Source organism: Streptomyces sp. CA-251387 (genome assembly GCF_050936625.1).
Classification (GTDB): domain Bacteria; phylum Actinomycetota; class Actinomycetes; order Streptomycetales; family Streptomycetaceae; genus Streptomyces.
This window is the reverse complement of sequence record NZ_JBNJMJ010000001.1, coordinates 5,233,008-5,247,049: the sequence shown is the minus strand read 5'-3', so window position 1 is coordinate 5,247,049 and position 14,042 is coordinate 5,233,008. Positions and strand designations below refer to the sequence as shown.

The 14,042-nt window shown below is 71.2% G+C and carries 13 protein-coding genes; 1 reads left to right on the top strand and 12 read right to left on the bottom strand.

The genetic code is table 11. The features are described from left to right. Positions 1-121: 121 nt before the first annotated feature. The 6 genes from ACQEV2_RS23470 to bldG all read right to left on the bottom strand — a co-directional run bounded on the left by ACQEV2_RS23470 (position 122) and on the right by bldG (position 6,795). Complete coding sequence (locus ACQEV2_RS23470; RefSeq protein ID WP_433044813.1) at positions 122-319, bottom strand: hypothetical protein; 198 nt, start codon at positions 317-319, stop codon at positions 122-124. Positions 320-781: 462 nt separating this feature from the next. After that, positions 782-2,317: a DUF7059 domain-containing protein gene (locus ACQEV2_RS23465; protein ID WP_433044810.1), complete on the bottom strand. Its 1,536-nt coding sequence runs from the start codon at positions 2,315-2,317 to the stop codon at positions 782-784. A gap of 37 nt (positions 2,318-2,354) precedes the next feature. Continuing rightward, the gene (locus ACQEV2_RS23460; protein WP_433044807.1) at positions 2,355-2,966 is read right to left on the bottom strand and encodes a small secreted protein; all 612 of its coding nucleotides are present in this window, start codon (positions 2,964-2,966) and stop codon (positions 2,355-2,357) included. 195 nt (positions 2,967-3,161) lie between these two features. Beyond that, a complete protein-coding gene (locus ACQEV2_RS23455) occupies positions 3,162-5,567 on the bottom strand; it encodes a sodium-translocating pyrophosphatase (protein WP_433044804.1) in 2,406 nt (801 codons plus the stop codon). A 326-nt stretch (positions 5,568-5,893) separates the two neighbouring features. Then, positions 5,894-6,331, bottom strand: a complete 438-nt coding sequence (locus ACQEV2_RS23450; protein ID WP_433044801.1) for an ATP-binding protein — start codon at positions 6,329-6,331, stop codon at positions 5,894-5,896. 122 nt (positions 6,332-6,453) lie between these two features. Beyond that, entirely contained in the window at positions 6,454-6,795 is a 342-nt protein-coding gene (bldG, locus tag ACQEV2_RS23445; protein ID WP_003975386.1) for an anti-sigma factor antagonist BldG, read from the bottom strand. 82 nt (positions 6,796-6,877) lie between these two features. Between bldG and ACQEV2_RS23440 the strand changes: the two genes are divergently transcribed. Next, positions 6,878-9,436: a DEAD/DEAH box helicase gene (locus ACQEV2_RS23440; protein WP_433044798.1), complete on the top strand. Its 2,559-nt coding sequence runs from the start codon at positions 6,878-6,880 to the stop codon at positions 9,434-9,436. Between the two features lie 79 nt (positions 9,437-9,515). On the opposite strand, the gene ACQEV2_RS23435 is transcribed toward ACQEV2_RS23440, so the two are convergent. The 6 genes from ACQEV2_RS23435 to ACQEV2_RS23410 form a co-directional block, all read right to left on the bottom strand. After that, positions 9,516-9,971, bottom strand: a complete 456-nt coding sequence (locus tag ACQEV2_RS23435) for an Rv3654c family TadE-like protein (RefSeq protein ID WP_433044795.1) — start codon at positions 9,969-9,971, stop codon at positions 9,516-9,518. Then, positions 9,968-10,441 (bottom strand): TadE family type IV pilus minor pilin, encoded by a 474-nt coding sequence (locus ACQEV2_RS23430; protein WP_433044792.1) that lies wholly within the window; start codon positions 10,439-10,441, stop codon positions 9,968-9,970. The genes ACQEV2_RS23435 and ACQEV2_RS23430 overlap by 4 nt, the downstream gene beginning before the upstream one ends. Further along, positions 10,428-10,637 carry a DUF4244 domain-containing protein gene (locus ACQEV2_RS23425; RefSeq protein ID WP_433044789.1) on the bottom strand — a complete coding sequence of 70 codons (210 nt, stop codon included), beginning with the start codon at positions 10,635-10,637 and terminating at the stop codon, positions 10,428-10,430. Before ACQEV2_RS23425 ends, ACQEV2_RS23430 begins: the two co-directional genes overlap by 14 nt. 161 nt (positions 10,638-10,798) lie before the next feature. After that, positions 10,799-11,587: a type II secretion system F family protein gene (locus tag ACQEV2_RS23420; protein WP_433044786.1), complete on the bottom strand. Its 789-nt coding sequence runs from the start codon at positions 11,585-11,587 to the stop codon at positions 10,799-10,801. A gap of 133 nt (positions 11,588-11,720) precedes the next feature. After that, positions 11,721-12,572: a type II secretion system F family protein gene (locus ACQEV2_RS23415; RefSeq protein ID WP_433054710.1), complete on the bottom strand. Its 852-nt coding sequence runs from the start codon at positions 12,570-12,572 to the stop codon at positions 11,721-11,723. A 1-nt stretch (position 12,573) separates the two neighbouring features. After that, positions 12,574-13,857 carry a TadA family conjugal transfer-associated ATPase gene (locus ACQEV2_RS23410; protein WP_433044783.1) on the bottom strand — a complete coding sequence of 428 codons (1,284 nt, stop codon included), beginning with the start codon at positions 13,855-13,857 and terminating at the stop codon, positions 12,574-12,576. Positions 13,858-14,042 lie beyond the last annotated feature (185 nt).

Genomic DNA, 14,042 nt, shown 5'->3' with positions numbered 1-14,042 from the left:
CGGCCACTCGAACGGTAACCCGACTTCCGCCATTCCTGCCGCCCGGAGTGCCCACCGGTCTTTTCGAGCCTTTCCGGAAGACAGGCTCCCAATTATCGGCCCCGCAGCTCGCGGGCCGTTCTCAGAGGCGGGCGAAGCACCAGGTTCCGATGATCAACGCGGTCACCGAGACAAGGCCCGCGAGCGTCGCCGATGCGACAGGGCTCACACCGTGGGCCACGGGCTGACGCTGCCGTACCCGGACCGCCGTCCACATCAGCAGCCCGCTCCCGAACAGGGCGAACACGACCCCGGCGAAGATCGCCGGTCCCCTTTCCATGGTTCCGCTTGCCCCTTTTCTCCGATCCGCGAGTGCCCAGCCCGGCGAGGCTGACACGCGCGGGCGGCGCACAGGCGAACCCCAGGTGAACGCGGGGCCGACACGGCTGTGGACTGCGAGGCGGCGGAGCCCTGCGGGCTCAGCGGCCACGGCAGCCTCACGAACCCGCCTCCTCTCAGGGACCTCAACGGCCTCATAGTTCACAGGGCGCGGGTATCTTTTCGGTCGTCTTCTTGTCGCCAGTCCTGCTGACCGCGCGCACGATCTTGTTGAAGCTCTCTTCCCGATCCTCCTCGGACGGGATCCAGCCATAGACGGTCCCCTCCGGGCCCGGCGCCCAGATCGACTTCAATTTTGTTTTTGATCTCCTCCATCGCCGGGCCGAGGAATCTCCCTCCCGGTCCGCCCTGAACAGCCGTCAGCGGCACCGAACTCCGTACGACCGCCTGGGCATCCACGGGCTCAGGCCGGTTCCAGGAACCCCTGCTCCACCAGCAGCCGGATCTGCGCGGGCGTACGGTCGCGCAGCAATACCGGGTCCTCGCCCATGAGTTGGGCGATCGCGTCCAGGATGCGGCCCGCGCTCAGCGAACCGTCGCACACGCCCGCGAAACCCGCGCCGACCGTGTCCACCTGGGTGGCCCGGCGCATGCCGCGGTGCTGGCGCAGGACGACGTGCTCCGGGTCCTCGGCGCCGGGCAGCCCGACCTGCTCCTGCACGACCTCGGCGACGAGCTTGAAGTGGTCCTCCAGCAGGGCGGCGTCGTCACGCGTGCGCAAGTAGTCGAGCCGCTCGAAGTGCGCCCGGATCGTGTCCCCGAGTGGTTGTTCGACCGGATGTGGCCACTCCTCCACCGTGATCGAGGGCACGGCGGCCGATGTCTTCCGCAGGGTGATCCACCCGAACCCGACGGACTTCACCTTGCGCGCCTCGAACTCGTCCAGCCACGCGTCGTACCGCGCCTGGTACTCCGCCAGGTCCCCCCGGTGGTCGCCGGCGTCCCTGAGCCACAGCTCGGCGTACTGCGTGACGTCCTGGACCTCGCGCTGCACGATCCAGGCGTCGCACCCGCGCGGCACCCACGACCGCAGCCGGTCCTGCCAGTCCTCCCCTTCCACGTGCTGCCAGTTGGCGAGGAACTGCGCGAACCCGCCCTCGTTCAGCCGCTCCCCCGCCCCTTGAACGATCGACCGGCACAGATCGTCCCCGCCCATCCCGCCGTCCCGGTACGTCAGCCGCGCGGCCGGCGAGATCACGAACGGCGGGTTCGACACGATCAGGTCGTACGTCTCACCGTTCTTGAGCGGCTCGAACAGCGACCCCTGGCGCAGATCCGCGGCCGGGGCGCCGGACAGCGCGAGCGTCAGCGCGGTGATGTGCAGCGCGCGCGGGTTGAGGTCGGTCGCCGTCACGCGCGTGGCGTGCTGCGCGGCGTGCAGCGCCTGGATGCCGGAGCCGGTGCCGAGGTCAAGAGCGGAGGCGACGGGCGTACGGACGGTGATGCCGGCGAGGGTCGTGGAGGCGCCGCCGACGCCGAGGACCACGCCCTCGTCCTTGCTGCCGATGCCGCCCGCCCCGCCGACCGCGCACCCCAGGTCGGACACGATGAACCAGTCCTCGCCCCCGGGCCCGCCGTACGGCCGTACGTCCACGGTCGCGGCGAGGTCGTCACCGGAGTCGCCGCCCGCCCGGACCAGCCACCCGCTCTCCAGGCACCCGTCGACGGGCAGAACGTCCGCCACGCGCGCGTGCGGCACAGGCTGCTGCAACAGGAACAGCCGTACGAGCGCCTCCAGGGGCGTGTCTCCGCGGGTCGCCCGGAGCGCGGGCACGGTCTCGCTCCGCGCGAGCGCCGCGTACGCGGGCGCACCGAGCAGCTCGAGCAGCCCGTCGGCGGTGAAGGAGGCCCGAAGCAGGGCGTCCCGCAGCCGGGCGGCGACATCGGGGCGATCGGATGCGGGCAGGGCAGGCAGGCCGGAGTTACTCACGCCCCTCATTGTGACGCGTGTCCGCCCCCGCCCGCCCCGTGAGGGCTCAGCTGTCGGCGGCCGGCGCGGACGCCGAAGCGACCGCCTGCTTGCAGCCCTCCTGCGACGTCAGCGCCTTCTTGGTGTCACCGGACTCCAGCTTCTTCAGCGCCTTGACCGCGCTTTTGCGCTGGGTCTCCACCTGCTTCATCTCGGCCGAGACGTCCTTCAGACCGGACGCGAACTTCGCCTGGTCCTTCGTGTTCAGCCCGTCGACCTGCTTCTTCAGGTCGGCGTAGGCCGCGGAGAGGTCGGTGAGCTGCTTGACGACGTCCCGCTGGACCTTCGCGCCGCCCTCGACGCCGGGAGGCGCCCCGGCGGTGTCGATGACCGCGGCGCGCGCCTTGTAGCCGTCGGCGAGGTCCTGGAAGGCCTGGGAGTCGGCCTGCTGGAGCTCCTTGGGCGTGCTGGTGGTGTCCTTGGCCGCCTTGGTGATCGCGACGTAGGCCGCCGAGATCTTCGCGTTCTGCGCCGGCACGGCGTCGCAGACCTTCTTGGCCCAGGCGTCCAGCTCCGGGTTGCCCTCGTCGCCCGTGCATCCCGTCAGTGCCAGTGCCAGTACCGCACCGCCGGACAGTGCGGCCGCGAGCTTCTTGTTCACCGGATCGGTCCCTTCCATGGCTCTCGGCCCCCGGACTTTACACACCGGGCACAAGACAGCCACACGCCGAACGTTCCTTGCGTTACTTTTCGCGGCCTTTGCACCATGTGAGAGAAGGGTCACGGCGAGGGCGTGAACAAGCACGAGGCGGGCGGGCGGCACGTCAATGCGCGCCGCCCGCCCGCCCGTTGAGCTGGGCCGTCGTAAGACCGCCTATGAAACCACCGCGGGGTCGACCGGTTTGGCCACCCTCTCGGCGTTGTCTTCGTCACCCATGGCGATGCCGCGCCGCTTGGAGACGTAGACCGCGCCGACGATCACGAGGAGCGACAGTACGGCGATCGCGACCCTTACGCCGACGTTCTTGTCCTCGCCGTAGCTGAACTGGATGACCGCGGGCGCGATGAGCAGCGCGACCAGGTTCATCACCTTCAGCAGCGGGTTGATCGCGGGACCGGCGGTGTCCTTGAAGGGGTCGCCGACCGTGTCGCCGATCACAGTGGCGGCGTGGGCCTCGCTGCCCTTGCCGCCGTGGTGGCCGTCCTCGACGAGCTTCTTGGCGTTGTCCCAGGCGCCACCGGAGTTGGCGAGGAACACCGCCATCAGCGTGCCGGCGCCGATCGCGCCCGCGAGGAAGGCACCGAGAGCGCCGACGCCGAGCGTGAAGCCGATGAAGATCGGCGCCATCACGGCGAGCAGACCGGGCGTCGCGAGCTCCCGGAGCGCGTCCTTGGTGCAGATGTCGACGACCTTGCCGTACTCGGGCTTCTCGCTGTAGTCCATGATCCCGGGCTTCTCGCGGAACTGCCGCCGCACCTCGTACACCACGGCACCCGCCGACCGCGACACGGCATTGATGGCGAGTCCGGAGAAGAGGAAGACGACCGCCGCGCCCGCGATCAGGCCGACGAGGTTGTTCGGCTGCGAGATGTCCATCATCAGGCTCATCGGCGCGCCTTCGCCGCTGAGCTTCTCGCCCACGTCCCGCGCGCCGGTGGTGATGGCGTCGCGGTACGACCCGAAGAGCGCCGCTGCCGCCAGGACGGCGGTGGCGATGGCGATGCCCTTGGTGATGGCCTTGGTGGTGTTGCCGACCGCGTCCAGGTTGGTGAGCACCTGAGCACCCGCACCTGTGACGTCGCCGGACATCTCGGCGATGCCCTGCGCGTTGTCGGAGACCGGCCCGAAGGTGTCCATGGCGACGATCACGCCGACCGTGGTGAGCAGGCCGGTGCCGGCCAGGGCCACCGCGAACAGCGCCAGCATGATCGACGTACCGCCGAGCAGGAACGCCCCGTACACGCCGAGCCCGATCAGCAGCGCGGTGTAGACGGCCGACTCCAGGCCGACGGAGATGCCGGCGAGGACGACGGTGGCGGGACCGGTGAGCGAGGTCTTGCCGATGTCCATGACCGGACGGCGGTTGGTCTCGGTGAAGTAGCCGGTCAGCTGCTGGATGACGGCGGCCAGCACGATACCGATGGCCACCGCGACGAGCGCGAGGATCCGCGGGTCGCCGTCCTTGCCGGCGATCGCCGCGTCGGTGACGCCGTCGAGATCGGCGTACGAGGACGGCAGATAGATGAATACGGCCGCTGCCACGAGCACGATCGAGATCACCGCGGAGATGAAGAACCCGCGGTTGATCGCCGTCATGCCGCTGCGGTCACTGCGCCGCGGGGCCACTGCGAAGATGCCGATCATCGCGGTGATCACGCCGATCGCGGGCACGATCAGCGGGAAGGCGAGCCCGGAGTCGCCGAAGGCCGCCGAGCCGAGGATCAGCGCGGCCACCAGGGTCACGGCGTACGACTCGAACAGGTCGGCCGCCATACCGGCGCAGTCGCCGACGTTGTCGCCCACGTTGTCGGCGATGGTCGCGGCATTGCGCGGGTCGTCCTCCGGAATGCCCTGTTCGACCTTTCCGACCAGGTCGGCGCCGACGTCGGCGGCCTTGGTGAAGATGCCGCCGCCGACACGCATGAACATCGCGATCAGTGCGGCACCTAGACCGAATCCTTCAAGCACCTTCGGCGCGTCGGCCGCGTACACCAGCACTACACAGGAGGCGCCCAGCAGACCGAGCCCCACCGTGAACATGCCGACGACGCCGCCCGTGCGGAAAGCGATCTTCATGGCTTTGTGCGAGACGGCGGTGAGATCCTTTTCCGGCTCTCCCGGCGCCGGGGTCGCTTCCCGTGCGGCCGCGGCGACACGCACATTGCTGCGGACGGCGAGCCACATGCCGATATAACCGGTGGCCGCCGAGAACGCCGCGCCGATCAAGAAGAACACCGATCGGCCGATGCGCTGATTCCAGTCGTCCGCGGGCAGCAGCATGAGCAGGAAGAACACGACGACGGCGAATACGCCGAGTGTGCGCAACTGCCGGGCCAGATAGGCGTTCGCGCCTTCCTGGACCGCTGCCGCGATCTTCTTCATGCTGTCGGTGCCCTCGCCCGCCGCTAGCACCTGGCGCACCAGGACGCCGGCGACCACGAGCGCTGCCAGTGCGACGACGCCGATGATCGTGATGATGATCCGGTTGTCGTCGGTCAGCACCGCCGCTGCGAGGGTTGTGGGGTGGTCAAGCTGATGAGGGGTAGAAAGCCCCGCCATTCGTCCTCCTTGACGCTTGGGCTGAGCTCAAGATGTGGACGGATTCTAGGTACCGGAACCTGATCAAAACAGATGGCGGTAAACGGAATTGGCCTTCACATGCCGTTCAGCAAATGATCGACGTCACGCCACTGAACCCGAAAGCGCTAATGCCCTAAAACCGTTGACGCCAACATTGCCGCTTGATCAAATGATGGAGAGCTTGATCAATTATCGGAAGATCGATCGTGAATTCCTTCACGAATTCCCCCGCACTGACCCGGTAAACGCGAAGGGGCCCTGCTCAGCAGGGCCCCTTCGCTCAAGAGGTGGGTGCGGTGGGTCGTTCAGGAGAGCACCGCGGCCGGCGGCGTGGTCGGCCAGGTCATACGGATCAACCCGCCGTGCTCCCCGGCGGAGACCTCCACGTCGTCGACGAGACCGCTGATGACCGCGAGGCCCATCTCGTCCTCCTCGGCCTCCACGTCACCGTCGTCGCCCGCGGCGCCGGGTGCCCGCTCGCCGGGGACGATGTGCGGCGCCTCGTCGCCGACCTCGATGGAGAACTGTTTCTCCTCCTCGATCAGCGCCACCTTCACCGGCGCCGTGATGCCGACGCTCTGATGCAGTCCGACGGCCCGGCTGCAGGCCTCACCGACGGCGAGCCTGACCTCGTCCAGTACGGCCTCGTCCACTCCGGCCCTGCGCGCCACCGCTGCCGCCACCAGCCGGGCGGTCCTGACGTGCTCGGGCAGCGCGCTGAAGCGGAGTTCAACGGTGGCCATGCATCCCCCTCCGAACTACGGGCGTGCTGTCGGGAGGACCGGGCCGCCGAAAGCCCGATCCCCCTTCACTTCTTCAACTTCTGCCGCCCCGGGCCCGCTGTACGGCGGGCCCGGTTCGGTGGTCAGTCGGTCGCCGCCACCGCTTCCTCGACCGAGGTGTGGATCGGGAACACCTTGGTGAGACCGGTGATGCGGAAGATCTTCAGAATGCGCTCCTGGTTGCAGACCAGGCGCAGTGAGCCCTCATGGGCACGCACGCGCTTCAGGCCGCCGACCAGCACGCCGAGCCCGGTGGAGTCGAGGAAGTCCACGCCCTCCATGTCGACGACGAGGTGGAAACTCCCGTCGTTCACCAGCTCGACCAGCTGCTCGCGCAGCTTGGGCGCGGTATATACGTCGATTTCGCCACCGACCTCGACGACCGTACGATCGCCGACGGTACGGGTCGACAGGGACAGGTCCACGGATCCTCCAGCACCTTGCTATCGAGCGGTCGCCCCTCGGGACACCTCGGCTTGCAGCCCCCAGGACGGTTCGCCAGCCGCGATGGCATTCAATCACTTACCGGCAGGCGTGCACGACGCCTTGGTCCCATTGTCCGTCACGCCAGTGACACACTCGGTGCCGATGGCCAAGAATCACCGATCCGATCGATCCCCGACGGGCCCCGTATCCAGGGTGGACCCGGGCACGGTGCTGGGCCGACTCGCCTCGGGGCCGAGCCGGGCTTCGCGCATCACTCATACGGAGCATGTGCCCCCGCGCGAGGGCCGCCATGCCGTCTGGCCGGACCGGATCCGCGCGGAGGTCATCGCCGCTGTGCAGACGGCGGGAATCGAACATCCCTGGGCTCACCAGGCACGGGCTGCCGAGCACGCCCTGGACGGCGACTCGGTGGTCGTCGCTACGGGCACGGCGTCCGGCAAGTCCCTGGCCTACCTCGTGCCGGTCTTCTCGACGCTCTTGGACGGCTCCGAGGCCCCGAACGGCCGCGGCGCGACCGCGCTCTACCTCGCTCCCACCAAAGCTCTTGCGGCGGATCAGTGCCGTTCGGTGAAGGAACTTTCACATCCGCTGGGCAATTCTGTTCGACCCGCCGTGTACGACGGCGATACTCCATTCGAGGAACGCGAGTGGATCCGCCAGTACGCCAACTACGTCCTGACCAACCCCGACATGCTGCATCGCGGCATACTCCCGTCCCACCCCCGCTGGTCCTCCTTCCTCAAGTCGCTGAAGTACGTCGTCATCGACGAGTGCCACACCTACCGCGGCGTCTTCGGCTCCCACGTCGCCCAGGTCTTGCGCCGACTGCGCCGCCTGTGCGCCCGCTACGGCGCCTCTCCCGTCTTCCTGCTGGCCTCCGCGACCGCCGCCGAGCCCGCGGTGGCCGCCCGCCGCCTCACCGGGCTCCCGGTCGTGGAGGTCGCCGACGACGCCTCTCCACGCGGCGAGCTGGTCTTCGCCCTCTGGGAGCCCCCGCTCACCGAGCTCCAGGGCGAGAAGGGCGCCCCCGTCCGCCGTACCGCCACTGCCGAAACCGCCGACCTGCTGACCGACCTCGCCGTCCAAGGCATCCGCACGGTCGCTTTCATCCGCTCCCGGCGCGGCGCCGAGCTGATCTCGGTCATCGCCCAGGAACGTCTCGCCGAGGTCGACCGCTCCCTCGCCCGGCGTGTCGCGGCGTACCGCGGCGGCTATCTCCCCGAGGAGCGCCGCGCCCTGGAGCAGGCCCTCCACTCCGGCGAACTCCTCGGCCTGGCCGCCACCACCGCCCTCGAACTCGGCATCGACGTCTCCGGCCTGGACGCCGTACTGATCGCCGGCTACCCGGGCACGCGCGCGTCCCTGTGGCAGCAGGCGGGGCGGGCCGGCCGCTCCGGGCAGGGCGCGCTGGCCGTCCTGGTCGCCCGGGACGACCCGCTGGACACCTACCTCGTCCACCACCCCGAGGCCCTGTTCGACCGACCGGTGGAGTCGACGGTCCTCGACCCCGACAACCCGTACGTCCTGGCCCCGCACCTGTGCGCGGCGGCCGCGGAAATCCCCCTGACAGACGAGGATTTGGCGCTGTTCGGCCCTGAGGCCGAAGGGCTGCTGCCGCAACTGGAGGCCGCGAAGCTGCTGCGCCGCCGCACCAAGGCCTGGCACTGGACGCGCCGGGAACGGGCCGCCGACCTCACCGACATCCGCGGCGGGGGCGGCCGCCCGGTCCAGGTGGTCGAGGCCGGGACGGGGCGGCTGCTCGGCACGGTCGACGCGGGTGCCGCGCACAGCACGGTGCACGAGGGCGCGGTCCACCTGCACCAGGGCCGCACGTATCTCGTCCGCTCCCTCGACCTGGAGGACTCGGTCGCCCTGGTCGAGGAGGCCGCCCCGCCGTATTCGACGGTCGCCCGCGACACCACGTCGATCTCCGTGCTGGAGACGGACATCGAGATCCCGTGGGGCGACGGCCGCCTGTGCTACGGCTCCGTCGAGGTCACCAACCAGGTCGTCTCCTTCCTGCGTCGTCGGCTCATCACGGGTGAAGTACTGGGCGAGACGAAACTCGACCTCCCTCCTCGTACGCTGCGCACACGCGCGGTGTGGTGGACGATCACCGAGGACCAGCTGGACGAGGCCCGGATCAACCCCGAGATCCTCGGCGGCGCCCTGCACGCCGCCGAACACGCGTCCATCGGCCTGCTCCCCCTCTTCGCGACCTGCGACCGCTGGGACATCGGCGGCGTCTCGATCCCGCTGCACCCCGACACGCTCCTGCCCACGGTCTTCGTCTACGACGGCCACCCGGGCGGCGCCGGCTTCGCGGAGCGCGCCTTCCACACCGCCCGCGCCTGGCTCACCGCCACCCGCGAGGCCATTGCCTCCTGCGAGTGCGACGCCGGCTGCCCGTCCTGCATCCAGTCCCCCAAGTGCGGCAACGGGAACGATCCGCTGCACAAGAGGGGGGCGGTGCGGTTGCTCACGGTGCTGTTGCGGGGGGCGCCGGAGGAGAAGGGGGAGGCTGGACCGGGCGGGGAGGGGGAGCCCGCCCCGGCGGGGGACGCGGATGGCGCGGTTGGGGACAGGGGTGCCCCGGCGAGGGACGGGATGGCTCGGTGAGGGACCGGGTGCCCCGGCGAGGGACGCGGATGCTCCAGCCGGAGGCGCGTGGTTGCCCCGAGTGCGGCACCGGAACCGGTCAAAGGGCCGGAGTCGACCGATCCGTCTCCGCAGGGCCGGACGGCGGAGGCCCCATCGGCAGGGCCGGGCCCGCAGGTCCCGCCCGCGCCCTGACCTCCGTGGCGAACGGCCCTCGGCCCGACGCCGCCGTCACGTCGGAGACCTCGCCCACCACCTCGCACCGCACGAGCCGCACGTCCTGTGCCCGGGCCACCCGCTCCGCACGGGCGCAGGCCGCCGCACCGCCCTCCGCCCAGTGGTCGGCCGCCGCGAGCGCCGCGAGATCCGCACCGCGTGCCGCGTGATGCCGGGTCACGACGGCTTGACCAAGGGCGAGGACGACGCCGAAGACGATGCACAGCACGGCGATGGCACCGACGCTCCAGATCGTGGCCGAACCGCGGTCGGAACGCAGATCGGCGGCACGTTTGCGAAGCGCTTGCCGGCCGCCTCCCACGGCGGAACCCCCACTCATGTGCCCGCCCCCACCATCTCCTCCGCCGACGCCACGGCCTCCTCCCGCACTTCGAAGGGAAGCCCACGCAGCAGCGGCGGCTTGGCCACGACGACCACGCGAACCTCGTCCCCCTCCCGGCCGACCGTGACCGTCGCGCCACGCGGTGCCGCCTCACGAGTCACCTCGACGACCGCGTCGGCCGGATCCTGCCGGGCTGCGGCGCGGGCACCCGTCCGGGCCGCGTCCACGCACTGGATCTGTGCGGCCACGACGAGCAGCCCCCACACCAGCGCCATCGCGAACATCACCAGCACGGGCAGCACCACAGCCGACTCCGCCGTCACGAACCCCCGGTCCGACCTCCAGGCCAGTCCCCGGTCCAACCTCCGGGCCGGTCCCCGGTCCAACCTCCGGGCCGGCACCCGCTCCCGCGCCCGATCCAGCACCCGCTCCGACCCCCACTCGCGCTCCCGCTCACATCCGCGCATCGAGCGCCCGCTTCACGATGGCCTGCAGCTCCGCGCTGACCTGCCCACTCGTCACGACCTTGTAGAGCACCACGGCGAACGCCACCGCCGCGACGATCCCCATCGCGTACTCGGAGGTGACCATCCCCGCGTCCCTCCGCGCCCCGCGCACCCTGCACACCAGCTTGCGCATCCGCGCCCGTACCGCCTTGCACATCTCAACCCCCGTAAGGCTCAGTCCTGTCGAAACCGGCTGCCGAACATCGGCTGCCGAACGTCTGCTGTCTGAACGTCTGATGCTGAACATCTATCGCTGAACATCTGTTGCCGAACTCCGAAATCCCTCCGCTGACCTGCGGCGTCGCCGCCCCCACCCCGTCATCCACCACCCCCTCCCAGCACCCCGCCCGCAAGCCCGACCACCACCGGCGCCACGCCGACCGCGATGAACGCGGGCAGGAAGCACAGCCCCACCGGCGCGGTGACCATGACGGCCGCCCGCCTGGCCCGTTCCGTCGCGGTGCGCGCCCAGTCGGCGCGGGCCTCCGCCGCGAGCCGCGCGGCCGGGCCGGCCGCCGGAAGCCCCGACACATCGGCCCGTTCCAGCAACCGCGCCAACGCCCCGGCCCCCGGCATCGAGGCCAGCCGCTGCCACGCCTCGCCCGGTTCACCACCGAGCCGCACCTCCGCAGCGCCTCGCGCCAGCGCGTCTCCGACCGGGCCACCCAAGGCCTCGCCCACGGCCTGCGCCGCGATCACCGGCCCGGCTCCCGCCGCGATGCAAGCCGCCAACAGTTCGGCGGCCAGCGGTAGTTGCCGAACCACCTCACCGGCGTCGACCTTCTCCTCGGCGTCGGCGGCTCCCTGCCGACGCCGCCACAGCCACAGCGCGCCGGCGACGAACAGCCCCACTACCGGCCCGGCGACACCACCGACCAGCACCCAACCGGCGCCCACGACCGCCACCGTGGGCAGCCCTTGCCGCGCGCTCTGACGCACGTCGAACCGTCGGCGTTTCGACGTCACGTCGGTGGTGGTCATCAGCTCAGCCAGACGGCGCCGGACTCTCCGCTCGTGCCGTGCCGTCACGAACCAACGCAACAGCCACCCGACGACCAACACCGCCCCCAGGGTCACCCCCAGCCTGTGGACAACTTCCGCACTCACACCGTCACCTCCCTCTCACGCCCCGGCCCGAGCGATTCCTCACGCCGTCCCCTTCTCAGCCCCCGGATCCCTGCCATGGCTCCAATGCCTGCGATGACTCCGGCTCCTGTCACGCCCCCGCCGACGCGAGTCCTCACACCGCCTCCGCTCCCCGCACGATCCGCACCGCCCACCACATCCCCAGCCCCTCCAGCACTCCGCCGACCACCAGGCATGCGAGCCCCGCCCCGGTGTGCAGCAGCACATGCAGCGGGTCGGCCCCCATGGCGGCCCCGAGCAGCAGCCCCAGGACCGGCAGCCCGGCGAGCATCACCACGGTCGAGCGGGCGCCCGCCAGCTGAGCGCGCAGATCGGCGCGTTGATCCCGCTCGGCCCGCAACGCTCCTTCCAGCCGGTCGAGTCCGGCCGCGAGCCCGGCGCCCTGGTCCACGGCCACCCGCCAACATGCCGCCAACCCCCTCAGGCCCTCGGCACCCGGCTGCCGTGCCGCACAGGCGAGCGCGCCCGGCACATCCCCGCCGAACCGCGCCGCAGCCAGCACCGCGGCCTGCGCTTCACCGAGCCCGCCGGAGTCCCGCGCCGCCCGCAGCAGCGCCGCACCCGGCTGCCGCCCGGCCCGCACCTCCCCGGCAAGAGCCCCGCACAGAGCGATCACCGCGTCCCCGCGACGCTCCCGTGCCCGCCGCGCCTCCCGGGCCAGCCGCACCCTGCGCAGCAACGGCACCCCGGCCGCCCCCGCGACGACCGGCAGCACCGACGACCCCAGCACGGCCAGCACCAGCCCGACGGCCGGCGCCCACCACTCGGCCCGCAACCGCCCCCGCAGCCGCCGCAGTTCCCCGGCCACCTGCCGCCAGTCGGGAGGCCCGGCTCCCACCACCCCACCGCCCGCGAGCAGCAACTGCGCCCGCCGCGCCCCGGAGTTCCGCCCGCCCAGCAGCCAAACCGCGGCCCCGAGACACGCCACAGCCGCGCCCAACGACATCTCACCCATTCAGCCCACCGAACCCATCGCGATCACCTCGCCGCTCACCGGACCCTTCGCAATCACTGCGCCGCTCACCGGACCCATCGCAATCACCCCGCCGCTCACCGAACCCATCGCAATCACCCCGCCGCTCACCGCTCTCCTCCCGAAGCAGCCCCCGCAACCGCTCCCACCCCCGCTCGTACGCGAACGCCTCCGCTCCCCACCGCAGCGCCGGCACCGTCCGCACCAGCCCCGACACGTCCCGCTCCAGCACATGGACCTCGGCGATCCGCCGACGCCCGGTCCGGTCGCGCACGAGGTGGAGTACGACCGACAGCGCGGCCGCCAACTGGCTGTGCAGCGCGGCCCGGTCGAGCCCGGCCGCGGTCCCGAGCGCCTCCAGCCGGGCCGGCACGTCGGCTGCCGTGTTCGCGTGGACGGTCCCGCAGCCTCCTTCGTGGCCGGTGTTCAGCGCGGCCAGAAGATCGACCACTTCGGGTCCGCGCACCTCGCCCACGACCAGCCGGTCCGGCCGCATCCGCAGTGCCTGCCGCACCAGGTCCTCGAGGGTGACGAGGCCGGCGCCCTCCTGGTTGGCGGTTCTGCTCTCCAGCCGTACGACATGCGGATGGTCCGGTCTGAGCTCCGCCGAGTCCTCCGCGAGCACGATCCGTTCGCCCGGCCCGACCAGCCCGAGCAGCGCGCTCAGCAACGTCGTCTTGCCACTGCCGGTCCCTCCGCTGATCAGAAAGGACAGCCGCGCGTCGACCAGGGCCCGCAGCACCCGGTCCCCGCCCGGTGGCACCGTGCCCGCCGCGACCAGCTCGTCGAGCGTGAACGCTCGCGGCCGAACAACCCGCAGCGACAGGCAGGCACAGCCCACGGCGACCGGTGGCAGCACCGCATGCAGCCGAGTCCCGTCGGGCAGCCGGGCATCCACCCACGGCCGTGCGTCGTCCAGTCGCCGACCGGCAACCGCGGCGAGGCGCTGCGCCAGGCGTCGTACGGCCGCCGCGTCGGGGAAGGACACGGAGGTGAGCTCCAGGCCACCGCCCCGGTCCACCCACACCCGGTCCGGCGCCGACACCAGCACATCCGTCACGGACGGATCGGAGAGCAGCGGCTCCAGCGGCCCGCTTCCGACCAGCTCCGACCGCAACTGCTCGGCCGCCCCCAGGACTTCGGCGTCTCCCAACACCCTGCCCTGCTCCCGCAGTGCCTGCGCCACGCGCGCGGGCGTCGGCTCGGCCCCGCTCTCGGCCAGCCACTGCCGCACACCATCGAGCAACCCCGCCGGCATACCCGCCCCGGCCACCGTCCCGCCCGACGCCCACCGCACAGCCGACAGACCATCCCGGTCGCCCGACGCCCACCGCACTGGCGGCAGACCCTCCCGATCGGCCGAGTCCCGCCGCACAGCCGACGAACCATCCCAACCGCCCGACGCCCACCGCGCAGCCGACGAACCATCCCGATCGCCCGAGT

What these genes read in the sequence shown, in the direction of transcription:
- ACQEV2_RS23470 (WP_433044813.1), bottom strand. Translation starts at nt 319, where the DNA reads ATGGAAAGGGGACCGGCGATCTTCGCCGGGGTCGTGTTCGCCCTGTTC.
- ACQEV2_RS23465 (WP_433044810.1), bottom strand. Translation starts at nt 2,317, where the DNA reads ATGAGGGGCGTGAGTAACTCCGGCCTGCCTGCCCTGCCCGCATCCGAT.
- ACQEV2_RS23460 (WP_433044807.1), bottom strand. Translation starts at nt 2,966, where the DNA reads ATGGAAGGGACCGATCCGGTGAACAAGAAGCTCGCGGCCGCACTGTCC.
- ACQEV2_RS23455 (WP_433044804.1), bottom strand. Translation starts at nt 5,567, where the DNA reads ATGGCGGGGCTTTCTACCCCTCATCAGCTTGACCACCCCACAACCCTC.
- ACQEV2_RS23450 (WP_433044801.1), bottom strand. Translation starts at nt 6,331, where the DNA reads ATGGCCACCGTTGAACTCCGCTTCAGCGCGCTGCCCGAGCACGTCAGG.
- ACQEV2_RS23440 (WP_433044798.1), top strand. Translation starts at nt 6,878, where the DNA reads ATGGCATTCAATCACTTACCGGCAGGCGTGCACGACGCCTTGGTCCCA.
- ACQEV2_RS23435 (WP_433044795.1), bottom strand. Translation starts at nt 9,971, where the DNA reads ATGAGTGGGGGTTCCGCCGTGGGAGGCGGCCGGCAAGCGCTTCGCAAA.
- ACQEV2_RS23430 (WP_433044792.1), bottom strand. Translation starts at nt 10,441, where the DNA reads ATGCGCGGATGTGAGCGGGAGCGCGAGTGGGGGTCGGAGCGGGTGCTG.
- ACQEV2_RS23425 (WP_433044789.1), bottom strand. Translation starts at nt 10,637, where the DNA reads ATGTGCAAGGCGGTACGGGCGCGGATGCGCAAGCTGGTGTGCAGGGTG.
- ACQEV2_RS23415 (WP_433054710.1), bottom strand. Translation starts at nt 12,572, where the DNA reads ATGTCGTTGGGCGCGGCTGTGGCGTGTCTCGGGGCCGCGGTTTGGCTG.
- ACQEV2_RS23410 (WP_433044783.1), bottom strand. Translation starts at nt 13,857, where the DNA reads ATGCCGGCGGGGTTGCTCGATGGTGTGCGGCAGTGGCTGGCCGAGAGC.